The sequence below is a fragment of the Desulfovibrio desulfopostgatei genome (assembly GCF_053570645.1).
This window is the reverse complement of the sequence record NZ_JBRBQS010000002.1, coordinates 23,474-49,308: the sequence shown is the minus strand read 5'-3', so window position 1 is coordinate 49,308 and position 25,835 is coordinate 23,474. Positions and strand designations below refer to the sequence as shown.

Annotated in this window: 19 protein-coding genes; 7 read left to right on the top strand and 12 right to left on the bottom strand. The window is 53.7% G+C overall.

The window, feature by feature from the left end; all coding sequences use genetic code 11:
• Positions 1-70: 70 nt before the first annotated feature.
• The 5 genes from ACUZ9Q_RS00215 to ACUZ9Q_RS00195 form a co-directional block, all read right to left on the bottom strand.
• A complete protein-coding gene (locus ACUZ9Q_RS00215; protein WP_449247120.1) occupies positions 71-1,198 on the bottom strand; it encodes a hypothetical protein in 1,128 nt (375 codons plus the stop codon).
• The gene (locus ACUZ9Q_RS00210; RefSeq protein ID WP_233483559.1) at positions 1,191-1,418 is read right to left on the bottom strand and encodes a helix-turn-helix transcriptional regulator; all 228 of its coding nucleotides are present in this window, start codon (positions 1,416-1,418) and stop codon (positions 1,191-1,193) included. Before ACUZ9Q_RS00210 ends, ACUZ9Q_RS00215 begins: the two co-directional genes overlap by 8 nt.
• Before the next feature lie 88 nt (positions 1,419-1,506).
• Positions 1,507-2,289, bottom strand: coding sequence for a hypothetical protein (locus ACUZ9Q_RS00205; protein ID WP_449247119.1), 783 nt, complete (start codon positions 2,287-2,289; stop codon positions 1,507-1,509).
• Positions 2,290-2,313: 24 nt separating this feature from the next.
• On the bottom strand, positions 2,314-2,763 hold the full coding sequence (locus ACUZ9Q_RS00200) for a hypothetical protein (RefSeq protein WP_449247118.1): 450 nt from the start codon (positions 2,761-2,763) through the stop codon (positions 2,314-2,316).
• A complete protein-coding gene (locus tag ACUZ9Q_RS00195) occupies positions 2,756-3,901 on the bottom strand; it encodes a tyrosine-type recombinase/integrase (RefSeq protein WP_449247117.1) in 1,146 nt (381 codons plus the stop codon). The genes ACUZ9Q_RS00200 and ACUZ9Q_RS00195 overlap by 8 nt, the downstream gene beginning before the upstream one ends.
• 794 nt (positions 3,902-4,695) lie before the next feature.
• Here ACUZ9Q_RS00195 and ACUZ9Q_RS00190 point away from each other — a divergent pair.
• Together ACUZ9Q_RS00190 and ACUZ9Q_RS00185 are read left to right on the top strand one after the other, a co-directional pair.
• Complete coding sequence (locus ACUZ9Q_RS00190) at positions 4,696-5,946, top strand: protein kinase domain-containing protein (RefSeq protein WP_215646952.1); 1,251 nt, start codon at positions 4,696-4,698, stop codon at positions 5,944-5,946.
• Positions 5,921-6,643: a PP2C family protein-serine/threonine phosphatase gene (locus ACUZ9Q_RS00185; RefSeq protein ID WP_449247116.1), complete on the top strand. Its 723-nt coding sequence runs from the start codon at positions 5,921-5,923 to the stop codon at positions 6,641-6,643. Before ACUZ9Q_RS00190 ends, ACUZ9Q_RS00185 begins: the two co-directional genes overlap by 26 nt.
• A gap of 229 nt (positions 6,644-6,872) precedes the next feature.
• On the opposite strand, the gene ACUZ9Q_RS00180 is transcribed toward ACUZ9Q_RS00185, so the two are convergent.
• Positions 6,873-7,502 carry a GDYXXLXY domain-containing protein gene (locus ACUZ9Q_RS00180; protein WP_449247115.1) on the bottom strand — a complete coding sequence of 210 codons (630 nt, stop codon included), beginning with the start codon at positions 7,500-7,502 and terminating at the stop codon, positions 6,873-6,875.
• Positions 7,495-9,912, bottom strand: coding sequence for a DUF4401 domain-containing protein (locus ACUZ9Q_RS00175; protein WP_449247114.1), 2,418 nt, complete (start codon positions 9,910-9,912; stop codon positions 7,495-7,497). The genes ACUZ9Q_RS00180 and ACUZ9Q_RS00175 overlap by 8 nt, the downstream gene beginning before the upstream one ends.
• 434 nt (positions 9,913-10,346) lie before the next feature.
• Here ACUZ9Q_RS00175 and ACUZ9Q_RS00170 point away from each other — a divergent pair, with 434 nt between their 5' ends.
• Both ACUZ9Q_RS00170 and ACUZ9Q_RS00165 read left to right on the top strand, forming a co-directional pair.
• Positions 10,347-12,122, top strand: coding sequence for a methyl-accepting chemotaxis protein (locus tag ACUZ9Q_RS00170; protein WP_449247113.1), 1,776 nt, complete (start codon positions 10,347-10,349; stop codon positions 12,120-12,122).
• A 114-nt stretch (positions 12,123-12,236) separates the two neighbouring features.
• Positions 12,237-13,481, top strand: a complete 1,245-nt coding sequence (locus ACUZ9Q_RS00165; RefSeq protein WP_449247112.1) for an MFS transporter — start codon at positions 12,237-12,239, stop codon at positions 13,479-13,481.
• A gap of 99 nt (positions 13,482-13,580) precedes the next feature.
• On the opposite strand, the gene ACUZ9Q_RS00160 is transcribed toward ACUZ9Q_RS00165, so the two are convergent.
• Entirely contained in the window at positions 13,581-15,095 is a 1,515-nt protein-coding gene (locus ACUZ9Q_RS00160; protein WP_449247111.1) for an outer membrane homotrimeric porin, read from the bottom strand.
• 411 nt (positions 15,096-15,506) lie between these two features.
• On the opposite strand from ACUZ9Q_RS00160, the gene ACUZ9Q_RS00155 reads away from it, so the two are divergent.
• Together ACUZ9Q_RS00155 and ACUZ9Q_RS00150 are read left to right on the top strand one after the other, a co-directional pair.
• Positions 15,507-17,141 (top strand): ATP-binding protein, encoded by a 1,635-nt coding sequence (locus ACUZ9Q_RS00155; protein ID WP_192113437.1) that lies wholly within the window; start codon positions 15,507-15,509, stop codon positions 17,139-17,141.
• Positions 17,138-17,815, top strand: coding sequence for a response regulator (locus ACUZ9Q_RS00150; RefSeq protein WP_227118107.1), 678 nt, complete (start codon positions 17,138-17,140; stop codon positions 17,813-17,815). Before ACUZ9Q_RS00155 ends, ACUZ9Q_RS00150 begins: the two co-directional genes overlap by 4 nt.
• Positions 17,816-17,839: 24 nt before the next feature.
• On the opposite strand, the gene ACUZ9Q_RS00145 is transcribed toward ACUZ9Q_RS00150, so the two are convergent.
• The 4 genes from ACUZ9Q_RS00145 to ACUZ9Q_RS00130 form a co-directional block, all read right to left on the bottom strand.
• On the bottom strand, positions 17,840-18,598 hold the full coding sequence (locus ACUZ9Q_RS00145; RefSeq protein WP_449247110.1) for a sulfite exporter TauE/SafE family protein: 759 nt from the start codon (positions 18,596-18,598) through the stop codon (positions 17,840-17,842).
• A 269-nt stretch (positions 18,599-18,867) separates the two neighbouring features.
• A complete protein-coding gene (locus tag ACUZ9Q_RS00140; RefSeq protein ID WP_192113434.1) occupies positions 18,868-19,707 on the bottom strand; it encodes an amidohydrolase family protein in 840 nt (279 codons plus the stop codon).
• A 47-nt stretch (positions 19,708-19,754) separates the two neighbouring features.
• On the bottom strand, positions 19,755-21,614 hold the full coding sequence (locus ACUZ9Q_RS00135; protein ID WP_192113433.1) for a TRAP transporter large permease: 1,860 nt from the start codon (positions 21,612-21,614) through the stop codon (positions 19,755-19,757).
• 73 nt (positions 21,615-21,687) lie between these two features.
• Entirely contained in the window at positions 21,688-22,698 is a 1,011-nt protein-coding gene (locus ACUZ9Q_RS00130) for a TRAP transporter substrate-binding protein (RefSeq protein WP_192113432.1), read from the bottom strand.
• Between the two features lie 597 nt (positions 22,699-23,295).
• Here ACUZ9Q_RS00130 and hpsG point away from each other — a divergent pair.
• Positions 23,296-25,791, top strand: a complete 2,496-nt coding sequence (hpsG, locus tag ACUZ9Q_RS00125; RefSeq protein ID WP_215646963.1) for a (2S)-3-sulfopropanediol dehydratase — start codon at positions 23,296-23,298, stop codon at positions 25,789-25,791.
• Positions 25,792-25,835: the final 44 nt, after the last annotated feature.

Here is a 25,835-nt window from a genome sequence, read left to right as displayed (position 1 = left end):
GCCAGCCCCGGAAGTGGTCACGCGATAGCGTGGACACAACGGGTAGGCTGGCTCAACAAAATAGCCACAGCTATTCATAACTGCCCTCTGGCGTTGGATTGCTCAAATTTTCCCACACTTGCTTTTTAAAATAGACGCGCACCTTCGGGTGATTTGGCGTGCAAAGCTTGGGGTCTACGCCGGAAATGCGCTGCCGATCTTCCATGGAAAGGCCTTCAAACCACTTGGCACGCGCTTCGTCCACTCGCTCCTTGCGTATTTCTTCCAGCCGCCGACTTTCTTCTAAGGCATCCTTCTCAGCCTGTTCTTCTGGTGATACGTATCCTTTAGGGCGCGGGTAGTAGCCTTGGTTGGCAAGAATTTTGAAAACCCAATTGAGAGGGCTACTGACCTCATTACCATTTCGGTCGCGCATGCAACCGTGAGCCAGTTCCCACTCAGCATGCGTCAGCCCCTGAAGCAACCCGCCTGTGTCTTTGTTCATTTGGCGCAAGCGTGAAACAATTTGGCCTACCTGCTCTGTCCCAAACCCCATGCGCACCAATTCAGGCCAATGAAAGGCCATATCTTCAGCGGTAAAGGACGAAAGGGAAGAAGGGGTGTGCGTGCAACAAGAGATAGTAGAATCTTCACTTCTTCCTATCTTATCTAGAGGGAAAACATGCATGGTTTGTGGAATGCCATGTTGCATGCCTTCGCGTGATATGCGTGGCACTGGCATATGAGGACAAAGTCTTTCCGCTTGAAGTGTGATCCAGACTCCACGAATTGTGCCATGGCGTGCCTGACGGTGCTGCAAAAAACCGTGCACCCCCAAGCGGAATACAATGCCTCGCATAGCTTCTGGGGTTTTTTTGATGCCGCACAACTCTAAGAACTGCTGAGCTAGTCGTTTGTATGGAATGACCTGATTGCTCACTAGCCCAAGCATCGCGAGAACCTTTATCCACACAAAAGAAAGCCCCAAAGGACACGGCAAGGCTTCTTCCTCACGTGCGCCCGGATGTGCATGCGGGTATGCGTGACCGCGTCCGTTCAGTTGAATAATGACATTCACGCATGGGTGACTACACGCATGCCCAACTGATAGGCCGTCTAGCATCTCACCTTGAACGGATTTTGTTGTATTACTTTCGCCAATCGCTGCCGGTAACAGGTCTGGGGGACAAGTGACGATAGCGTTGAGGGGCTCAGACATGGCGGCCTCGCAACACTTCTGCGGTGTCGCGCGTCTCCACCGTGCGCATTGCCAGATAGGCATCCAAGTCTTCCCGGCGGTAGATAACGCGCCGCCCGACTTTACAATAGCGCGGCCCTCTGCCAAGGCAGCGCCACACTTCAAGGGTTCCTGGACTGAGATTTAAATAGGCGGCGGCATCAAGAGTATTATAGCCGCCTTTAGGCTGAGTGAATGGCATAGTGTTCTCCTGTACGGGGTTAAGTTTCGTACAGGAAAACACAATGAAAGCCTGAAGGCATCACCAAAGCGGTTTGAAGGCCTCACTTTTACACAATTTCATAATAGGGATGGTAAAAGTACACGCTCTCCCGCATTTCCATCAGTGTTTTGCCTTGAGCATGGGTAGGGGGGACAAAAGATGTAGCCCACTTCAAATAACTGTCGGCCACCAGCAAAAAACCTCTAAAGCCGTTAGGTTTACCTGCATCGAACCGCTCTTTCGAAAAAAAATGCTGATCAGGGTATCTGTATGGAGGAGGACACTCCCACGAACCATCGGCGGAGCTAAAAAACTCGTATGCTGCCCAGTAATGCGCCACCGGGCTAAACTCTTTCCATATCCTGTTTGAAAATGAGCTGCGTGATATTTGCTTTAGTTTTCTTCCATTCTTTATTTCAATCGCATCTTCCCCCTTTGCTAAAATATCAAAAGACTTATGGACAGATACTTTGTTACGACACGCTGTTCTTAGTATTTTGCCAACAAATTGCCCACGATGTTTTTTCTCGTCGAATTCATTTTGAGGCGTGTTTGTTTGCTCACTGAAAAGAATTTTTTGCAAGTTATCAGAATCAGAAAGATACACATGCAGGCTTGCGAGGTCTTGCGCACATTGAAAAGAGCTGTATTCTTCTTGACGTTCTTTTTTTGATAATCCCTTTTGCTCTAACTGCATACGTATCACAAATGATTTCCATTTACTTCCAAGGTCAGGATACAACATTGCTCCAAGAACATTTCCATACACAGCTCCCGCATCCCATTCAGGGAAGTGAATCTGTATTGCATCCGCAAACATCACTTGTGTTTTTTTGCTCTGCATTGCCATACAGACAACTCCTGAAGGCTACGACTAAACACAAAGAGCTTTGAACGTTTGGCGAAGACCACGTGCATCTTCAAGCGCATGATGAGAGTTATCGGCAACAACGCCGGGCAGCGGTTGCCATACACAACGATGCCCTCCCGGTATGGGTAGCGGATACCCCCCACACAAAGAGTTTACGAGATCACGATCATATTGAGAGTCTGACAGCAGGACGACAGGTTTTCCAACATTGCCAAGCCACGACAGAAAACGTGATGCCAAATCTTCACGCGAGAATTGTGGCCCTGTGAATTTAGGCAGCACATGGGCTTTCACAAAATCTGAGCAAGCATCAAAAGGAATCGGGGCAACTTCGGCGTAAAACTCACACCCAGAAGTACTTATGGCTCCAAGCGAGAGCAACTCTGGATTGCTAAAACAGGTAAACTCCGTGTCAAAATAAATGACTTCGTGCCGCGCCATAAGATCACCCATTGCATCCCGGCTGTAAAAGCTCCATTGCGCAGTTCCCGGCCTTGCGCAAGGTATCAGGCAAGAATTGACCATAACGCTTTGTCATTGCGGTGCTTTTATGGGTAAGCATTTCAGCTAGCACATCTAGAGTAAATTTGCCTGAGTTGGCGAGCGTAACAGCAAAATGGTGGCGCAAACCATGAAAGATTCTGAAGCTTGCAGGTAGCTTGGCTGCCACCTTGATGCGATCAACAGCATTGCATTCTACTCGCCGCACTCCACCCTTACCGGGGAAAAGGTATGGGCTATCAACGCCGCGCTCGTCCTTGAACGCTTGCTGCTGGAGCAAGATCTCTCTTGCCGCATTGTTCATGGGGATAGAAACGCTTTTGCCGCCCTTGGGGTTATTCAAACGGATGAACCCAAATTGAAAGTCCAAGTCGGCATTCTGTAGCCCAAAAATCTCTCCCTTTCTCATAGCTGTAAAATAGGCAAGCTTGAGCATGCGGCATGCTTCCTGATTAGGCCAATCAGCCATTACGCCAAAAAGGGCTGACGTTTGCTCAGGAGTCAAATATTCCACTCGTTCATTATCACGGCGCGGCATTTCGATTGTAAATGCTAGAGGTGGGCAATAGCCGCATTTTGAGCCATAGTTGATAATACGCCGCAACAACTCAAGGGCATTCCATTTGGTTGCATCAGCGCAATCGCCCATGCTGTTTTTCAGCTCCTCCATGTCTGGATGCGTGAGGTCAGGGACGCGCCTTTTCTCAAACAGCGGGAGGATATGCTTTTCATAACGATTCAGGTCAGTGCGATAGCCCTTAAGGCTGGCCCCTTTGGCTTCAAAATACAAAGAGGCAAGGTCGCCTATGGAACGGTTGCGCTTTTCTGCCTCTACACGGCGATCTTTGGCGGTCAGTACAGGCGCACCAAGGAATATCTCCTGAATGCGGCGAGAACGGAATTCATCTGCCACCTTTGGCGTGATCCCCTTGCTTTTCCAACCGACCTTTTCCCATATCTTGCGGCCAGCGATTTTAAAAGTGATAACAAAGCAGCGGTCCGGCTTGCCATCAAAGAGCTTGGTCTTGCTCTCGTAGCAGTAAACACCTTCAAACTTGTTAGCGTGAACGCGTGTGTACTTGCTTGCCACAAGCAACCCTCCGGGAGCGTTATATTAAGACCATCCTTATCATTCCCTACAGTCCATTTTCGGAATGTTTTTAGTATTAAAATTCATTATGAAGCCACAATTTTTGCACGTATAACGGTTATAATCATATCTTATTGTAATTTCATTTACACAAGTGCATTTTGGTGGGGACTTTAATTTTCTTTGAATAGAAAGATCAAAATCTTCACACCCACAAACAAGGCACTTTAAAGGAACAGGTTGTTCCGTATTAATATGAAAATTGCTCATGCGATCCTCGCAATACAGATGGAGCATAAGGCCATCTTCTTGTTTGAATTTTCCCGAATCTATTGCCTGGCTTAAACGTAAGTCCAAATTACACGCTGTTTCAACCACGCTAAATTTACCAATTTTATGTTCCAGCTAGATAGCCCATAGACTAGCAGCAGGGAACGCCTAATGAGCCAGCAAAATACGAGAGAATTACGCAAAATTGGGGCTACCCTATTCCTACCCGGCGACTTAAACTAGCCAATATTTGGCTAAGGTATACAGAATTATACACCCGACAATTTTTTTTGCAATACACCAGCATTAAAGACTATAATAGCCGATTGGGTTGGGTAGGATTTTTAAAAATCAAATACTTGAAAGGCTCATAACCCGAAGGTCGTAGGTTCAAATCCTGCCCCCGCAACCAGATAATATAAGCCCTTACGTTGAACAGACGTAAGGGCTTTTTTGCTTAATTACCTTGTTATGTGTGCGACACCCGTTCTCTTCAATCGATCCGATATTAGGGAGAAGTACAAATGGACATTTTAATGAGAACTTTCAACGGCGGCTCCGCGAAAGTCGAAATATTTTGCACACCGAACAACACCTACTACGCAAAAAAGACATTGACGGACTTACAGCTTTCAAGGAGATTTAGACGCGAGGTTAAGTATCAAAGCAGCTTTGAACATCCCAACATAGTACCTATTTATGAACCATGCCTAGATACTACACCTCCAAGCTATGTGATGCCTGCCGCCATATGCACGCTTTTCGATTACCCCAAACCACTTCCACCCTCCTTCATATTCGATGTTCTTGCAGGCTTAGAAGCCATACACGAAAAGGGTTATTCACATAGAGACCTAAAACCACAAAACATCCTTATTTTTGAAACTGCTAACGGCCAGAATATTGCCGCAATTTCCGACTTTGGGCTATTAGATGTCCCAAACACGGCTAATACAAGCACGCTAACACAGACTGGCATGTGGGGGGGTACCCAAAACTATTCTGCCCCAGAGTGCTTTGCTGATTTGAAAAATGCAGATTACCGAGCAGACTTTTACTCATTTGGCGCGATACTCTTTGATATTTTCTTTGGTAGACCTAGAGTTCCATGCGCAGAGCTTACAGCAGAAGGGCCGATTGGAGCAGTTATCCAGCGATGCACTTTTTTGAAGCGCGAGCTACGTTACAGTAGTGTTTCAGAAATACGTTCTGCATTGTCGACTGCACTTAGTAGCACATCAGAAGACTCCCTAAGACTACCTGCCCTTGCAGCACTGCAACAAGTCGTTGATGAGAACATCAGTGACATTTCTCAAATAATTAAGCATGTAGATTTGTTAAGCTCTGATACTTCATTTCAGGAAAATTTCTTTAAACACTTAACTCCTAATTTAATAGATACAATTAAAGCTCTCTCTGAACCACATTTCACTAAACTTCTCGAAAATTTTTGTGTCTATATTTCAAGTAATGGTTTTTCATTCAGCTATTGCGATAAATTGGCAGATCGCGCAAAAAATTTGCATGCCAACGCGGATGAAGACGGTCAGGCACTTGTTACTGTTGCCATTTTAGAACTCGGTGTAACACACAATCGATTTTATGTTGAGGAACTGTTTATTGAGCTAGCTGGGCAAAATATTTCAAATTCTGTAGCACTAAAAATCAAAAACGCCGCAATCAGACTCGGTGTTAATCTTGAAGAAAGAGTATCCCAATGCTGCAGCTCCCTAAAAATAGGACCGCATAATGTCCACAGACTCATCACTGAATAATTATCAATACGATTATTTTTCCATACCTAAACAAGGGAAGAAAACCAATGAAGACTCATTGATGCTGCCCTTTTTGCATCATGACGGTATTTATTTTGCAATAGCTGATGGAGTTGGAGGAAACGGCAATGGTGATATTGCTTCAAAACTTGCCATTGATATATGCAAAAAAATTTTGTCCAGCAGCATTCACATAAGCATGCACGCATTGCTTGAGAATATCTGGAATGAGTACATTGAATATTTGCGGCCTAGACGCAAGTATATAAATGCCGCAACAACATTAACAATATGTAAAATTTGTGACCAGAATATGACTATCGGCCACATTGGAGATTGCCGGGTATATATCCTAAAAAACAAACATATATCAAGAATTACTAACGATCATACACTTTCAAATGTAATAAATGTGCACGAACTAAAGAAATACAAACACAACTTTGACAATATTATAACATCGAGTCTTTCTTATAATAAGTATACAGCTGATGTTATACAGAGAACTTTACAACCTGAAAGCATTATTATTATCTGCTCTGATGGTGTATATAAGACATTCTCAGACAGAACTATTCTATCTTTTTTCCCTGATTATAAAAAGGCAAAAGATGGTTTTGAAAATATGAAAAAGCAAATAAAATCGTTAACCCTGAAAGATGATTGCACCATGATTTTTCTTGCAGACAATCCTTGATATTATATTATTACTGATGATATCAATTTTTGAGTCATGCGTTTCACGAAGAAAAAACAATTAAACTAACCTCTATGCACTCCCATCATATTATATTCCTCATGATCTTAAACAAGCACGTTTCCATTTGCCCTCTTACCAATCCCTTAAAGTTCAGTGTAAATCAAAAAATAAACAGGGTTACCGCACTCTTCCAAACAAATTTTGTAGGAGAGCCAACACATCCCCCTCACCTCAGCCCCACAAGCAGGGTCTTGCCGTCTGGCGCGAGCTTAAACACACCAAACTTAGCGCCTGTATACTGATGGGCGGTTCCCTCCTGAAAATAGAAGGCCGTGGCGGCGGTGAGAACTTCGTAGCCGCGCAGCCTGTAGGCCAGCAGAAATTCATCGGCTTGCAGGGGGCTTCCATCGTCCAGGCGCACAAATGATGCCGCGTGCGGCAATGGGTCATTGGTAATGCGCAGCACGGCAAAGCCTTCCGCGTTCCTGCTTTCATCATGTGTATTGCGGCTGTTTGCGCTCGCAGTGGGGGAACTGGCACTGCCATCCGTGCCTCCACCGTTTGCCGCATTGCCCGAAGCTCCAGCCTCCGGCGCCGCGTTTTCCGCATTCATTTGAGCAGCCTTTTGGGCCGCGCTCTGTGCGGCGCTCTGCCTTCGCAGTGCATTACGAATATCGTTGTTCACCACATAACGCAGGGTCATGTAGTCGCCCATGAGCGGCGCGCGAGGGTCAACCGGGGCAAGGGGCAGCAGGATTGTTTTGCCCTCCGCCAGCACGGTTTCCATGCGGTATACGGAAAGGCCGTAGCCGCCCAAAAACAAAACCAATACCGCAAGAATATAGAGCTTACGCATGGGCTGCCTCCCGCGCCGCAGCTTTTGCCTGCCATAGCCGCAGAATCAGGGCCAGCGCCAGCAGGCCAAGGCCTGTTGCCATCAGATAGATGGACTTTTGCGAAAACGGCACAGCCAGACTGTAGTAATAAAAAACCATGTAGGCGAAGAGATACGCCAGCACAAAACCCTGCATCACCACACTGCCCATCCGCCTTGCCAGCGTCAGCCCCAAAAGGGCCAACCCCGCCCCCGGCAGATACCACGACACCGCAAACACAAGGGGCATGCCAGCCATTGTGAGCAGCCGGGCGGGCCTGCCCGCGCCTTTGCCTAACCAGAATGCCAGCGCGGCCACAGCCAGAGCCGGGGCAAGCCCCAAATATCCCGTAGCCAGACCGGGCAAACCCATATCGCTGGCGAGGCTGTACGCCGGGGCAAGGGTGAACATCTCAAAAATCAGCACAGAAGCGTAAAAGCCGTAAAACCACCCTTCCGCCACTTTGCCACGTGCCGTGCCGCGCCACCTGTGTTCACGCAGGCAATAGCAGGCCAGCCCCGCGCAAACCAGCGCCCACCACAACGAAAGCAGCTCCACCGCGCCGCCTATTTCGGAGGCGGCAAAACCATTGCGCGCATACCCGTAAAAGAACGCAATCCCCAGCGCCACTGAGTTGCCGATCACCACCGCCGCCAGCACTGCGTAGCCAGCATTGCCCATGAGGATGCCGAGAACCAAAAGCACCCCCGCCAGCGCAAGACAGGCCAAACCTTCGGGCCTGATGCTGGCGCACAGGGCAATGGCAAGCCCGACAGTTCCGGCAATCACCAAGGCAAAGCCAAAGTGCCGGGCAAACAACTGCTGCCTTGCCAGCAGCACCCGCCCCATAAGCAGCACCGGCACAGATGCCGCAAAAACTGTCAGTTCCTCATTGGAGCTGATCCCCAGACTCTCAAAAAGCAAAAATCCAAAAAAGACGATAAAGAAAACCGCCGCCATCCATCCGCCAAAGGCAAGCATGCCCCTGACATACCAGGGGGAGGGTTGCGCCCCCAGCCTGCCCAATGCGTCAGACAACGATTGATTGAGAGGCACAAAAGCGCCCGCCTGCAAGTGCGCCCACAGCGTTTGCCAGTTATTCCCGGCAGTGGCGCGGGCAAGGATTGAAGGAAAAAAGGCCACGGTTTCGGCCTCCTGCCGGGGGGACGTCATCATGCTGCGTTGCAGGTGCAGGAGTATCTTTGCCAGCCCCGCATTCACGCCCGTGACAAGCAAACCCCACAGCAAAAAGGTTGCCATGCTTCCGGCGCTGAAAAACAGCTCCGCTTCCGCCAGAGCGGAAAGCAGCACTGCCGCGCCCGCTGCCAGAAGGGTCGCAAGCATGAAAAGGTCGGGTTGCCGGGTGCGATACCACCACCACGAAAGAGCCGCCGTGACCAAGGCAAAACCTACAACAAAATTGGGCGAAAGCCAGAGCATCTGCCCATCCCTGAAATACAGGTCAAAAATAGTGGCGATCAGAAAAAACGTGGTGCGGGAAACCATGTCAAAAAAGAGCAGTCTGGGCATCCAGCGCGAGCAGAGCCACGCCTGCGCATGGGCCTTGTTTTTACTTTGGCTTTCATTCTGCCCTTTGCTCTGGCCTTGGGGATTATCTGGGGCATCATCCAGATTCTGTTGCAGTCTGGTTGCCGCCCTGCGGGCCATCCACTCCCAGCACGCAATGGCGCAGGCAATGGCAACAAGCCACTCCGGCACCATAAAAAACTGGCCCAAGGCATCAAGAGGCGATGAAAGGCTACGCCCAAGCCAGAGCGCCGCAAAGATATTGGCTGAAATCCACGCGGCAAACCACAGCCCGGCCTGCCTGCCCGCCAGCGCAAGCAGCACCAGCAACGCCGTCCATACCCTGAACAGCTCCCACAGCTCGGCCCCTGTCTGGTAGGTCTGCCCAAACACCGCCAGCATCGGCCCCATTGCAGTGCCGCAGGCCAGCAGCAAAACCTGCCCCAGCCGAGTATCCGGCCCCAGCAGCACAGCCCCAAGGCCGCTCCCTGCCACAAGCGCACCCGTGAGCGCCATGCGCGCAAAGGGCGTCATGGCTCCCCAGTTCCAGGCAATGAAGCAGATCATGCCCGCCAGAAAAAACAGCGCCCCGCCCAGCAAAAACATCTGCCGCCAATAGGCGAGCCAGGCCTTGCCGTCCGGCCTGAAACCGCAAAATTCCACGGCCCGCTGCCATGCTACAGTGCTGATTACCCCGGAATCGCAAAGGGTATTGAGCGAGGCCTTGGTCAGCGGCGGCAACACTCCGCCACCGGGGGCGAGGTCTGGCACAGTGTATGGGGCAGTATCTGGTGCGTGGCCTGCCACATGGTTTGGCGCGTGGCTGGGCGTTGCAGAAGGATCAGAATTTTCAATTTTGGTCATGGGCGGCTTCCTAACAGTGCGCAGGGGCTTGAAAAGCAATGACGGTTATCAGCGTAAAGGCAGCATAACAAAACACCCTCTGCCGGAGAACAGGAATATATCTCTGTAATTATAGCCAGATATACGATTCTGCCGCTAGATCAAGCAACACCCGGACAATGCGCCCATTGACAGAAGCCTGCGCGATTCCCCCTACAAAAATTTACGACATGAACGGCATCTCCCTGTTCAAAACAGCCTTTCCAATATCTGCTGATCATATCAATCATATCAAGCTATTGCGCGGAAACGCCCTTGTGCCCAACAGGCAAATGTTACTTTTTTGTGCTGTTCTATTGGCGAGGGTCTGCTGGCCCTATTGTTTTTCCCTGCACGTCCGTTTAGAACCAAGCATCACATCAGTCATTCTATGATATAACTGCGAGGGAACGGCAATGCTGAAAAATATCTCTGTTGCCAGAAAGTTCACCATTCTTATAGCTTCTGTATTTCTGGGCATGACTGCCCTTTTTGTTATTTCAACATACACGATATCAAAAACATCAATTGGTTCTACAACATATCAATCCATAGAAAACAGCAAGGATTTGCTTGCCGATATTTTACCTCCACCGCTTTATGTGGTTGAAACATATCTTGATGCATTGCAAACAGTTAACACCAATGATGCTGCAAGCCTTGAAAAAATTTACGGTTCCATTGCCCAGCATAAAAAAGCATTCCAGCAGCAATACGAACTCTGGCATTCCGGCGCTATTGACCCAAAGATCAAGGAAATTCTCAATCAGGAACTGTACCCCACGGGGAATGCCATCTTTGAAATATTTGAAACCAGGCTCAAACCCGCACTCCAAAACGGCAACAAGGCAGAAGCTGAAAGCATTTGCCTGAGCCAGCTTGCGTCTGCCTATCAGAAGCACCGGGCCGTGGTGGACAAGCTTGCGATTCTGCTTGATGCCTATTCCAAAAAAGTTTCGGACGAGGGCCGCAGCGTTGTTGAAGCCGGGCGCATTTTCTTTACCGCCATGTTTATCTGCGGTCTGGCGCTCATCACGGTGATCTCGCTGGCTATCGCCATGGGTATTATCAAGCCGCTCAGGGAGTGCATCTGTTTTGCAAAAAACATCAGCAACGGCGCGCTTGATTCAGAAATGACCATGAAGAGAAAGGACGACTTTGGCACGCTGGCAACGAGCCTCAGCACCATGCTTGTGGAGCTGAAACGCAAAATTTCTTTTGCGGAAGAAAAAAGCCAGCTTGCCGAGCAGGAGGTCGCCAAGGCCACCCGCGCAGCAGAAGAAGCGCACGAGGCCAGACAAAAGGTCGAAGAGAACCGCAACAAACTTGTGGATACAATCCACAGACTTGAGAGCGTGGCGGGTGTTGTGACTGCGGCCTCCGAGCAGCTTTCTGCGCGCGTTGAGCAGTCCAGCCGGGGCGCGGACGAGCAGTCAGGCCGGGTGCGGGAAACCGCCACAGCCATGGAAGAAATGAACGCCACCGTGCTTGAGGTCGCCAGAAACTCCCAACGGGCTGCCAGCGCCTCTACCGAGACGCGCGGGCAGGCTCAGGACGGCGCCGCAGTTGTAGACAAGGCGGTCAAAGGCATTGAAGACGTACGCGCCCACTCCCTTGCCATTCGCGAAGACATGGCGGTGCTGGGCAAACAGGCAGACGGCATCGGGGAGGTCATGAACATCATTGCAGACATCGCCGACCAGACCAACCTGCTTGCGCTTAACGCCGCCATTGAGGCTGCGCGCGCAGGTGATGCGGGTCGCGGCTTTGCCGTGGTGGCCGACGAGGTGCGCAAACTGGCGGAAAAAACCATGACGGCAACCCAGGATGTGGGCCGCGCGGTGAACGAAATTCAGGCTGGCACGCGCAAAAATATTTCCAGCGTGGAAACCGTGGTCAAGGCCATTGAAAACGCCGCCGCCCTTTCCGCCCACTCTGGCGACTCGCTGAAAAATATCCTCGGCTTTGTGGATCAGGTCAATGATCAGGTTCAGTCCATTGCCACGGCCAGCGAGCAGCAGTCCGCAACCAGCGAGGAGATCAACCGTTCTGTTGAGCAGATTGCCACCATCTCCGCAGAAACAGCGCAAGCAATGGAACAGGCCGCCACAGCGGTATCTGACCTCATGCAGCAGACCCAGATATTACATCAGCTCATAAAGGACATGAAGGCGCAAAGCAAGACCGCCTGAGTAATCCCGCACAAGATCGCAAGCTCCCCAATGGCTGCCTTTGGGGAGCTTTTTTGCGCACTGCCCCATTGCAAGCAACTGGACGCGTATCAGGCATAACGGTATAGCTTGCCCATGATACCCCGCGCTCGCTTTATCATGCTGAATCTGTACCACATCCTGATTGACGGCCTTTTCGATTCCGTTCCCGTTGTGCTGGCATTCATGGCGCTGGCCCTTGGCAGTGGAGAAACGGATGTGGGCCTTGTGGTATCTCTGGGCGCGGCCCTGAGCACTGCTGTAGGCCTTGGCACGGGCCTGTTTTCGCGCCGGTTCGGCTTTTACGGCTCTGTGACCCTGCTTATAGGTCTTGCCGGGCTTGGCTATCTGGGCGCGGCTTTTGCGGGCAGCATGATCACCGCCGGGGCGTGCTTTGTGCTGGCAATGGCGGGCTTTGCCGCCTTTCATAACATTTCTTTTTCCTACATCACGGCCAATACTGAAAGGCAGAGCCTTGGCCGGGTCATGAGCGACTTTACCGCCATTGGCGATGTGGGGCGCATCCCGCTGGTGTCTTTTGCCGCCTTTGCGGCGGCCTACTCTGTGGGAACCATGCCGGGCTGGCGGGCAATCTGCCTGGCCTATGGCGTGCTGGCCCTGTGCGCCGCCCTGTGGCTCTTTTACACCGCCGTAAAAAAATCCCCATCGGCAGACGCCAGCACGCAACCGGGCAATCCCGCTTCTGATCCATTGCCCGGTGCTGAGGCAGCCCCACCCCCGCGCCCGAGGCGCAATCCTTTCGCCGGGTTCAGCATACTGAAAAACCGGGATGTCTTTCTGGCAATGCTTGCCAGCATGCTCAATGCTTTCAGCAACGACAGAATCTTTACCTTTCTGCCCCTGCTGCTGGTGGCAAAAGGCATAGACGCCAAAACCATCGGTTCGTTCGCTCTTGGCTTCACCCTCGGTTCCTTTGTGGGCAAGATGGCCTGCGGACGCCTGATAGATATTTTCGGCACCCGAAAAATCTTTGTTATCGCCGGTATTATCCTTGCCCTGCTGCTTTGCGCCCTGCTTCAGTCAAACAATCTCATACTGACGGTGATTATATCCCTGGCCATCGGCATTGTGACCAAGGGAACCGTGCCCGTCATACAGACCATCATTACGGAGCCGGTACGCGGCGCAACCGTCTACGACGCCATTTTTTCGCTCAATTCCTTCGGGCGCGGCATAATCAACATGCTGACGCCAGTGCTGTTTGGCGGCATTGCCTCCATGTGGAGCATGGAGGCCGTCTATCTGCTCATGGCAGCGGTCGCCGCGCTGGGCATTGTGCCTGTTCTGCTTATGAGCCGGAGCCGCACCGCCGCCGAATGAACGGCATCTGCCGTCTGCACGTCCCGATAAAAGCGAAAGCGCCCATGAAATCATGGGCGCTTTATTTTTGCGGTGCGTCAGGTGCTGACCGTGCGAGGCCTAGAACTGATACACAAAGGTCACGGCTGTATTCCAGGCATCGGCGCTGCGGTCGCTCTTGCCATTCATCTTGCTGTTGCCCCACACGGATGCGCTCTTGTCGAGGAAGAGCGCATCATAGTTTGTTTCCACATAGATGGTGAAGTTGTCATACATCTTGTACTTGGTGCTCAGGCCAAATTCCACAAGGCTGTCGTTGCGGGTCAGGTACAGACCCTCGCGGCCTGGCACGGAACCATCATTGGGGGCCATCCAGCTTCCATTGGCGTTTTTGATCTTTTTCAGGATCGCCGGGTCGTTGGTGCCGCCCATGTAGTTGATGCGGAAGGTATGGCTGAGGTTGTCGATAACGCTCATATCCTTGAGCCGCGCGCCAATGCCCCAGGTGCCTGTCATGGATTTGCCCACGATGCTGTCGCGGCCCACAATGGGGTCGCCATGGAAGGCGAATTCCGAAAAGTCGTTGGGGTTGTTGGGGTGAATGTTGGGCATGCGTTCGGAGCCGTTGCCCAGATTGTCGTCGTCGCCCGAGGTGTACCAGCCGTAGAGACCAGGGCTGCTCCAGTCCAGCTTGTATTCGAGCAGCAGGGAGGCCAGCCAGCCTGCGCGGTTCATGGCGGCATCGTCATACTGCACGGAGCCGTAAACAACATCCCACGACACGCGAAAAGGATCAAACAACGTCACCTGACCGGGCAGGCCCATCCACATGGCATTGCCGTATTCGCTGAGCTTGCTCTTGTGGAAGCCGCCGTACAGGGGCAGCAGACCGGCCTTGGGGCCACCGGCGGAGGCTACGCTGGTATAGCTGGTGATCTGGGAATTTTTGACGTTGTTGTAGTTGATGGCCGGACCAATGCCCATATACATGCCCCAGGGCGTGAGGCTTACACCGTCAAGCGTCAGGGGCAGGGTCAGGCCCACGGCGTCCATGTTGTCCATGTAGCCGGGGCTGCGGTTGGTTGCATCAGTGGTGTTGTCGTTAAAAAGGCGCGCCCAGAAGGCCGTCACGCCCACGTTTTCATTAAAGGCGTAGGAGGCGGTGATGCCCGCCGCATCATCGGCCAGCACCTGGCTGTTGTTGATGTAGTCGGGCAACTGCATGGGCTGAATACCCATGCGCACCTTGAGGGCAGTCTGCGGCACAGTCCAGTCGAGAAAAGCGTTCTTGACCTTGACCCAGTTGCCGTCCGCACCCAGCGAGCCGCCGCTGTTGCTGGCGCCCCAGTATTGCATCATGCCGCGATTGTAGCCGCCCAGTTCAAAGTGCACCGTGCCGGAAAGATTTTCAGAAGCCTTGGCGTCCAGCTGCAGGCGAACCTGCTGGGCGGCTTCAAATTCGTCTTCACCGGAGCTGTAGCCCGTTTTGTTCCCGCCTTCGGTAAAATTGCCGTGCTGGCCGTAGCTGAAATTATAAGCCCAACGGCCCTTGGCCGAAAAATCAATGGCGCTTGCTCCCCCGGGCACTGCGCACAACATCCCGGCTACCAAAAGTAACACTGCAATTTTCTTCATCCCCGGCTCCATCTTCGTTTCCTGGTTCAGTAACTCAATGACCAACGCAACAGCCTTCCAAAATCTGCACACATAGGGGGGTCGCCATTCCTAACTCCGCAGGTGATATTTTTCCACACTATTTTTTACTTGGCCGTGGAACGTGTGGGCTCCGCGCGCTACACCTGTGCGGTTTCAGGGGATATTTTCAAAATGTTGCCATTTGCGGCAGCACTCCCAATCTGGCAGCAATAACCGTTTTCAGCGCGCTTGCCGCCATTTGCGGCCCCACAACGCACCTGATATGATAGCTCCTGGCGGGCAAGCCCACGCCTGCCGCAATTGTGCCGCACACTCACAGGCGGAGCCCAGCCACGGGCCGCCGCCACAATCCGGTCTGCCCGCCAGCATGACCGCCCTCATCGGTTTGCCATGCTGCACGCCATCAGAAATTCTAGCCTGTTTGTAAAGCTTGTTATTATGGTCAGTCTGGCGCTTTGCCCGCCCATGCTGCTTGGGCATCTGGCTGGTTCCTATTTTATCAGCAAGTACGGCTATGAGGATGCGGAAAACACCGTTTCAAGCGTGGCGCAGCTTGCGGCGGAATCGCCGCTGGTGGTGGAGGCCATGCGCACCCGCCAGCCCGAGGCGTACAGACAGATGACCGCCTTTCTTGAAACGCTCACCCGTGCCTCGGACGTAAAATTTATCGTGCTGATAGATATGCAGGGCATCCGCCTTTTTCACCCCGACGCTGCAAAAATCGGTCAGCACTTTATGGGCGGCGATGAAGGCAAGGCCCTTGAAGGGCAGTCCTACCTTTCATCGGCGCGCGGCACATTCGGATTTTCGCTGCGGGCGTTCCGGCCCATTTTTGACGCGCAGGGCAATCAACTGGGCGCGGCTTCCGCGGGTATTCTGTCCAGCGATATTGAAGCGGGCGTGGCGCGCCTGACCGGGCCTCTTGGCTGGCTGCTGGCGCTCTCGCTGGTTATTGGCATCGTGCTGGCGGTGCTGCTTTCACGCACCATTAAAAAAATTCTTTTCGGGCTGGAGCCGCACCAGATCGCGCGGCTCCTTGAAGAACGCAACGCCATACTGCGCACCACCCGCGAGGGAATTATCGCCGTAAACAAGGACGGTACCCTGGTGCTTGTTAACGAAATGGCCGAAAAAATCCTGCGTTCGGCGGGCGTTTTCGGCCCGTTGGAGGGCCAGCCCGTGCAAAGCGCCATCCCCGGCACCCGTCTTGACGCCGTGGTCAGGGAAGGCAGGCCGGAGTACGACCAGGAGCAGAATATCAACAGCAGCGTGGTGCTGACCAACCGCGTGCCCATTCTGGTGCAGGGAGAGATAATCGGCGCGGTGGCGACCTTCCGCGACATGACGGACGTGCGCGCCCAGGCCGAACGCCTCACCGGCCTCAGCAATTATGTTGAGGCGCTGCGCTCGCGCTCGCACGAGTACCTCAACAAGCTGCACGTCATTTCCGGTCTGTTGCGCAATGGCCGCCACGCGGAGCTTGATGCCTACCTCGAGCAGATCATCGGCAGCAAAAAACTGGAAACCTCCGCCATTGCCGCGCTGGTCAAGGATCCCATTGTTGCGGGTTTTCTGGAGAGCAAGTACAGCCGCGCCCATGAAATGGGCGTGACACTGGTGATTGAGGGGCACGGCGTGATCCCCCCGCTTTCGCCCAAGGGATCGCACGCCTTGGTCACGGTGGTGGGCAACCTCATTGACAATGCCTTTGAAGCCACCATCTACGCTGTAGAAAAAAGGATTACCCTGAATATCGAAAATATCCCGGCTCAGGCGGGCGGGTGCGACGAACTTGTTATCAGCGTGTCCGATACCGGGCGCGGCATTTCCGATGAACATCTGGAAAAAATATTCACCAAGGGCTTTTCCACCAAGGGGTCAAACAGGGGCATCGGGCTTTACATGCTGCTGCTTACGCTGGAAGAAATGGACGGTTCTGTGGAAATCGACGCAAAACCTGGGCACGGCACGGTCTTTACCGTGCGTGTTCCTGTGGCTGCGCTGGCGCAAGGAGAACAGGAATGATCCGCGTGCTCATCGTTGAAGACGATCCCATGGTGGCAGATCTGGCGGCAGTGTATCTTGAGGGAATAGAGGGCTTTTGCCTTGAAGGCAGGGCCAGCTCCGGCGAGGCCGCGCTGGAACTGCTGCGCGCCGGAGAGATTGATCTGGTGCTGCTCGACATGTTCATGCCCGGCATGACCGGCATGGAACTGCTGCGCATCATCAAGACCAATTTTTTCAATACAGACGTCATCATGATAACCGCCGCGCAGAACAGCGACGACATTCTCAACGCCCTGCGCATGGGTGTTGCAGACTATATCGTCAAGCCCTTCACGGTTGAGAGGTTCCGCGCCGCCCTTGAGCAACTGCGCGAAAAGCGCCAGCTGCTCACATCGCCCGAGGTGCCCATCACGCAAGAAATCCTGGACAAGCGCATATTTATTAAAAAATCTGGTCAGCCTCCGGCAGATACCCCAAAGGGCATAGACGCCACCACACTGCAAAACATCATACAGGTGCTGCAGGGCTGTTCCGGCCCGTTCAGTCTCAAGGATATTGAGCCGCTCACGGGCATTTCGCGCATATCGCTGAAAAAATATTTCGACTACCTTGCGGCGACTGACCGCCTGGGCAGCGAAAAAGATTACGGCGGCCACGGCAGGCCCGTGACCAGATATCACTGGAAAGGCTAAAGTGCAGAAAAGCCCGCTGCTGGCCTAGCCCAGCGCCCGCCATGCGATGAACAGGCCTATGGCCATGCAGAGCCCGCTGACCATGCGCTTGAGCAGGCTCACAGGCACACGGTGTGCAATATGCGCGCCCACGGCTATGCCCACAAGCTCGCAGGCCGTGACCCACCAGACCGTGGAATAGGAAATAAAGCCGTTGCTCATGTTGCTTGCAGAGCCGGAAACAGAAATAACCATTTGCAAAACCTGGCTTGTGGCAATGCACTGCAAGGGCGCATAGCTGAACAGCAGCATGACCGGCACGGAAATGATGCCCCCGCCAGCCCCCGTCATGCCGCACAAAAATCCCGTAAAAATGCCAATACCAAAGAGCAGCGCCGTATTGCCCCTTGGACTGAGCCGTTGTGCCATGCCCGTGCCCTTGCGCGCCGGAAGCATGGAATACAGACTGGAAAAGATTATCAGGCAGGCCAGCAGAATGTTGAGCCCGCGCGCCGGAACATACGCCCCCACGTACGCCCCCACATAACCCGACAAAAAGCTGCCCGCCACCACAGGCAGGGTAACCCGCCAGTCAATGGTGCCGTAGCGCTGATAGCTCGCCGTTGCCACAATGCCCGCAAACAGAAAGCTGAACAGCGCCGTTGCCATGGCCTCATGCGTGCCAAGCCCGCCGAAAAACATGATGGCCGGGATCAGCAGCACGCCGCCCACCCCTGTTGCGCCAATAAGCGCGCCCACCAGAAATGACGAAACCGCAAGCGCCGCAAGCATAAAGGCTCCCATAACAGACGCCGGACAATAGTGCGAAGCCTGTCCGGCCAATATCAGTCTGGCCCAATAACAGCCCGACCCGGCGTGACGCAGCACACGCCCAGGCCGGACTGTGAACGGGGGCGGGCTGGCATTAGCCCGGCCCCCGGCAGGAGGAGAGGGTTTCTCCAAATGGGGTCTGGCAGCACGCCAGGCGGTCAGCCCTCCACGTGCCAACCAGCCTGCACGGCAGAACTGCCGTAGCGGCGGCCAGACTCCAAAGTTATCAGAGGATCAGGGTGTTACGCCCGATCCAGCCCCAGCACACGGCGGGCATTTTCATACATGACCTTGCGCCGGGTTTCTTCAGTGAGGTCAAAGTGGATATAGGCATCAAGGGCGTCAGCAAGCTCCACAAAGGGATGGGCGCTGGCAAAAAGCACCTTGTCGGGAATGAGATCGTTCATGGCGCGCACATACACGTCAACCATGGGCGCGCGCTCGTATTCCGAAATATCCATGTACACGTTGGCATTGCGCAGGCAGGTGTACACGGCCTCGTTCACGTAGGGGTATGCGCCGTGGCTCATGATGAGCGTAAGCTCGGGGAAGTCGCGGGCAACTTTGTCCACATCGCGGGGGTCGGCGTATTCCAGAATGGCCCCAGGCACCTGCGGCGGCGGAGCCATGGTGATGAATACGGGGATATTCAGTTCGCAACACTTTGAGTACAGGGGATAAAACCTGGCTTCAGAGGCAGGGATATGGGCAAGATAGGGGTCAATGGCAATGCCCTTCATGCCGTATTCGGCCACAACCTGCTCAATCTCGCGCACCGCCGCCATTTTCTTGTGCGGGTCAATGCCCCAGAAGCCCACAAACTTGTTGGGATAGGCCCGGCAGAATTCAAGCACGCTGCCGTTATTGGCCGGGAAACCGTAGGTCGTTTCGCAGTCGCGGCCTGTGATGACGCCAAGGTCTACGCCAAGCCGGTCAAGATCGGCCACAATATCCTCAAGCGGCTGGGGCTTGCGCTTGTCAAAGCCAATGGCCTTACAGGCAGCCTTGAACATGGAGCTGTTCTTGATGCCGTTGATGATCTCCGGCGTATTGGGACGAAAACGAAAATCAATGGTATTCATTGTGCAGTTCTCCTGAACTGGCTACAGAGTTCAACAACCCAAGTGCGTTATTTGCCGCCTACAAGGCAAAGGGGCACTTCGGGAATATAGGTGCAGATGAGCAGCACGATCACCATGAGGCCAATCATGGGCAGGGCCATACCTGCTATCTTTTCCAGTTTGGCCTTGGCAACGCCGCTTGCCACAAACAGATTGACGCCCACTGGCGGCGTGATGAAGCCAATGGCAAGGTTTACGACGATGATGACGCCGAAATGCAGGGGCGACACGCCCACACCCGTGACAACGGGCAGCAGTATGGGCGTAAGGATGACAATGGCGGCCAGAGCCTCCATGAAGGTGCCCACAATAAGCAGAAGGATATTGATGAGCAGCAGGATGACGATCTTGCTGTTTGTGAAGCCCAGGATGGCGCGGGCAATGGTGCCGGGCACATCCTCAATGGTCATGATGTTGCCGAAAAGCGTGGCCATCGCCATAAGCACAATGATAATGGCCGAGGTTTCGCACGATTCAACGCATGAAGCGAAGAATGTCTTGATATCCATTTCGCGGTAGAGAAAAAGCCCCACGATCATTCCGTAAAAAGCGGCGATGGCTGCGGCCTCGGTGGGCGTCATGACGCCGCCGTAAATGCCGCCAAGCACGATTACAGGCACCATGAGCGCCCACTTGGCTTCCCACGAGGCCTTGCCCAGGGTATGCAGGTTGCGCACCTTGTTTTCGCCGCGCCAGCCCTGCTTGCGTGAATAGAAGTAGCAGTAGCCCATGAGCACAAAACCGGTCATGATACCCGGCACGATGCCGCTCATAAACAGATCGCCGATGGAAACCTGGGCGGATACGCCGTAGACCACAAAGGGGTTGCTTGGCGGAATCATCACGCCCACGCAGCCAGCAGCAGCCACCAGGGCGGCAGAAAAATACTTGTCGTACCCGCGTTCGATCATGGCAGGGATGGTCAGTGCGCCAATGGCCGCCACCGTGGCCGGGCCGGAACCGCTGATAGCCCCAAAGAACATGCAGGTCACAATGGCCGTAAGGCCCATGCCGCCATACAGACCGCCCACTATCTCGTCCGCAAGGCTGAGCAGACGCCGCGAAAGGCCGCCAGCGCCCATGAACACGCCCGCAGCGATAAAGAACGGGATGGCCATGATGGGGAAACTGTCGATGGACGTAAACGACACCTGGGCCATGTACTCAATAGGCAGGGTGTCTGCGCTTATGATGGTGGCAAGGGTGGAAAGCCCCAGCGAAATGGCAATGGGCACGCCAATGGCGCACAAAACCACAAAGTATCCAAAAAGCGCCGTCAGAGGCTCAATATAATCAAAGATAAAACAGGGAGAAGCAATGAGCGCTGTCAGGGCCAGACCAATGAGCGTATCAAGCGCGCCGCACTCCTTCACCTGGCCGTAGAGCGACTGCAAAAGCCGCAGGCACATGAGGCCGAAGCCCAGCGGCAGAATGAGGTACGGCACAAGATAGGGCATGCCCAGAGCAGTTGTGTACTGGGGAAATGTCAGCAACCGTTCTATCTGCCCCCAGCCGAACCATGCGATGGTGGCTGTAAGGCATAAAAACAGCGTTTCAACCGTTATCCAACTGATGCGCTGCCAGCGGGGAGGCAGGTGGTCATACAGCATGTCCACGCGGATGGACGAGCGCTTTCTGATAGCCACAGAAACGGCCAGATAGGAAATCCAGATAAAAATATACCGCGAAAGCTCTTCAGTCCATACAGCCGCACCGGCACGTTCAATGAACTGGGTAATGATGTAGCGGTAAATAACCTGCCAGGTAATGAATAAAATAATGCTGATCAGGCCAGCGACCATGAAAATGCTTTCAAAATTCTGGTTCAGCCAGCGCAGAGGACTGTTTTTTGCTTCTGTGGCGTTCATGCTTTTCCCCGTCGGTGAGTGCTAACTCTTGTTGGGGGGCCTGCCAGCAAAACTGGCGGCCCCCCGACAATAACTACTTCTGCGTTGCGGCGATCAGTTCCAGCAACTCAGCAGGAATTTCCTTGGCAAACTTTTCGCGCACAGGAGCGGTCTTCTTTTTCAGTTCCTCACGCTGTTCGGGAGTGAGCATGTGGATGGTGATGCCCCGGTCACGGAAGGCCTGCCAGGCCAGCTTTTCAAGCTTCACGGTCTCCGCGCGCTGCCATACCAGAGCTTCGTGAGCCGCTTCGGCGATGATCTTCTGCTGTTCGGGGGTGAGGCTGTCCCACTTCTTCTTGTTCATCAGCAGCACATGCATGGAATAGTTGTGCTGTGAATCCATGGCATACTTAAGCACTTCAGTGTGCTTGGCATCGTTGAGCAGGGAGAATGTGTTGCCCTCGGCATCTACAGTGCCCTGCTGGAGCGCAGTGTAGGTTTCACCCCAGGCCACAGGAGCCGGGTTCATACCCAGTTCGGTGGCCACGGCCACTTCCACGGGGGAATCCGTGGTGCGCACCTTGAGGTTCATGAGATCCTGCACGCTGTTCAGGGGCTTTTTGGCAGAAACAAAGTTGCGGTAGCCGTATTCGCTGAACATGATGGTCTTGAGGCCGATACCGCCTGCAACCTTGTCCAGAGCCTTGCCAAGATCGCCTTCGTCCAGGGCCTTGTAGAGCTTGTCCTGATTTTTGGGGTCAGTCACATAGGGCAGATCGATGGCCATAAAGGCCTTGGAAAAACTGGCAAGGTTGGGCGAAGAGCTTGAAGACATATCAAGCGTGCCAGCCTGAGCGGCTTCTGTGGTCACGCGGTCGCTGCCAAGCTGGCAGTTGCCGAAAATCTGGATGCGGATTTTCTTGTTGCTTTTCTGCTCAACAAGTTCCTTAAACTTTTCATACCCTACGGTCACGTTATTGCCCGGAGCCATGGGGTGTCCCAGCCTCAGGGTCAGCGGCTTTTCAGCAAAGGCATCTTGCGAAAAAAGGCTCATGCCGAGGCAGGCTGTAGCCGCAAGAGCGGTTGCAAAAAATAGTTTACGCATGTTTCTCCTCACTCTCTGTAGGGGGTTGTAAAACATAAACCAGGACGGCCTCATCAAAGGCCTCCGCTTTGTGATTTTTTTGTTTTGCACAATGCGTGCCATTAAAAATCAGGATCTAAAAGTGCGTATGGCTAATTTAGACTTATTTTACAGCTAGTTAATAATAAACAAAGCGCGCAGCCAATCAGCGCAAGATTATTGCTGTCGCAAATCCGCACCTATTGATACCTGCTGCCGACAACGCTTCTGGGCATATTGTGAAATATGTTTCATATAGGATTTTCGCAATTTTGAGACCCTTTGGCAAACCGCAATTCCTCAGCATGTCGCAAAATTGCGTCGCACTCCTGTACCAGTTTATCAAAAAACAATCCTGACTGATGCAATCATGCATCATCCCTTCCCTCGCAGGTGCCATCTGAGCGCCTGCAAATTCATATTTTTAAAAAAATAAAATTATTTCACAGTATTATAAAATTTGGCACACCCCATGCAAATAGGGGGCAACCGAGGATTGCCACAAACTATCGGCGTTCTCCGCGCGGCGGCACCACAACAGCACCGCGCGCCACATATTCATATTTCAGGAGTAGCGTGATGAGCACCACCACTTGCGAATGCCGGTCCCCCCAGGAACAGCGTTTGTACGACAAGATCGAGGGCAGGGAAGACAAGTTCCGCAAAACCCACACCCGCGTTTTCAAGCTGCTGGAGCGCTTTGAGGGCCAGAAGCCGCGCATCGACATTGAACGCGCGCTGTACTTCACCCAGTCCATGCAGGAGACAGACGGTCAGCCCCTGGTACTGCGCTGGGCAAAGGCCCTCATGCACATTGCGAAAAACATGACCGTCTACGTGCAGGAAGACCAGTTGTTGCTTGGCCGCGCCGGTTGCGATGGCCGTTACGGTATTCTGTATCCCGAACTTGACGGCGACTTTCTGGATATCGCCGTGCGCGATCTGCCCACCCGCAAGACCTCGCCCGCCACGATCACGCCTGAAGACGCCAAGCGCGTTATTGAAGAAATTGCGCCGTACTGGAAGGGCAAGACCTATCATGAGGCCCTTAACGCCGCTCTGCCCGCCGAGATCCACAAGCTGACCTATGACGACCCCATGGGGCTTATCTCGCGCTTTATCGTCAACGAGACTTCGTCCTTCCGTTCGTCCATCCAGTGGGTGCACGACTATGAAAAGATCCTGAAGCGCGGCTTTAACAGCATCAAGAAGGAAGCCCAGGACAAGCTGGACGCCCTTGATCCCCTGAGCTGCAAGGACGCCTGCGAAAAGCGCCCCTTCCTTGAAGCCATCGTCATCGTGTGCGATGCCATCGTGCTGTGGGCCAAGCGCCACGCCGTGCTTGCCCGCGAAATGGCCGCCAAGGAATCCGACCCCACCCGCAAGGCCGAACTGCTGCGCATGGCCGACAATGCAGACCACGTGCCCGGCGAACCCGCCCGCGACTTCTGGGAAGCCTGCCAGAGCCAGTGGTTCACCCAGATGTTCTCGCGCATTGAGCAGAAGACCGGCACCACGATCTCCAATGGTCGCATGGACCAGTACTTCTTCCCCTTCTACGCCAAAGACCGCGCCGAAGGCAAAATCACCGATGCCCAGGCCACGGAACTGCTGGAATGCATGTGGGTAGGCATGGCCGAGTTCATCGACATGTACATTTCGCCCACCGGCGGCGCTTTCAACGAAGGCTACGCCCACTGGGAAGCCGTGACAGTTGGCGGCCAGACCACCGATGGGCGCGACGCCAGCAACGCGCTGACCTACCTGATCCTCAAGTCCAAACGCGAGTTCCCGCTGCATTACCCCGACCTCGCGGCCCGCATCCACTCCCGCGCGCCTGAGCGCTACCTGTGGGACGTGGCCGAAACCATCAAGTACGGTTCCGGCTTCCCCAAGCTCATCAATGACGAAGAAATCGTGCCCCTCTACGTTTCCAAGGGCGCGACCTTTGAGGAAGCCCTGGACTACGCGGTTTCCGGCTGCACCGAAGCCCGCATGCCCAACCGCGACACCTATACCTCCGGCGGCGCATACATCAACTTTGCCGCTGCCGTGGAAATGGTGCTGCGCAATGGCCGCATGAAAAAATACGGCGACCAGCTGCTGGGCGTTGAAACCGGCGACCCGCGCAACTTCAAGACCTGGGACGAATTCTGGAACGCCTACGTGCAGCAGCACCTGCTGTTCCTCAAGGCGGCCTTTACCCAGCAGTACATCATCAACAAGCTGCGCGCCCAGCACTTTGCCCAGCCCATGGGCTCGGCCATGCACGACCTGTGCATGAAGCACTGCATTGACCTGCATCAGGAACATATCCCCGAAGGCATCAACCTGGGCTACTTTGAATACATGGGCCTTGGCACGGTCGTGGACTCCCTCGCCGCCGTGAAAAAGCTGGTGTTTGAAGAAAAGAAACTGAGCATGGACAAGCTGCTGGCAGCCATTGACGCCAACTTTGAAGGCTACGACGACGTGCGCGCCATGTTGCGTTCCGCCCCCTGCTACGGCAACAACGATGAATACGCCGACGCCATTGGCCGCGAAATCGACAAGATTTCTGTGGAATACGGCGGAAAATACTCCATGAAGGAGCTGGGCATCCACAACGATGTGCGCTACGTGCCCTTCACCTCGCACGTGCCCTTCGGCAAGGTGGTTTCCGCCACGCCCAATGGCCGTACCGACGGCTTCCCGCTTTCCGACGGCTCCTCGGCCTCGCACGGCGCGGACGTCAACGGCCCCACCGCCGTGCTGCTCTCCAACTACCAGACCAAGAACATGGGCATGCGCGACCGCGCCGCCCGCATGCTGAACATCAAGTTCACGCCCAAGTGCGTGGAAGGCGAACAGGGCACGGAAAAGCTGGTGTCCTTTATCCGCACCTTCTGCGACCTCAAGCTCTGGCATGTGCAGTTCAACGTGGTGAACAAGCAGACCCTGGTGGCCGCGCAGAAAGACCCGCAGAAGTACCGCAACCTCATCGTGCGCATTGCCGGGTACAGCGCCTACTTTGTGGATCTGTCGCCCGACCTGCAGAACGACCTGATTGCCCGTACTGAACACGACGTGATGTAATATTCAACCGCGCGGCAGCCTCAGCATCCGGGCTGCCGCGCTTT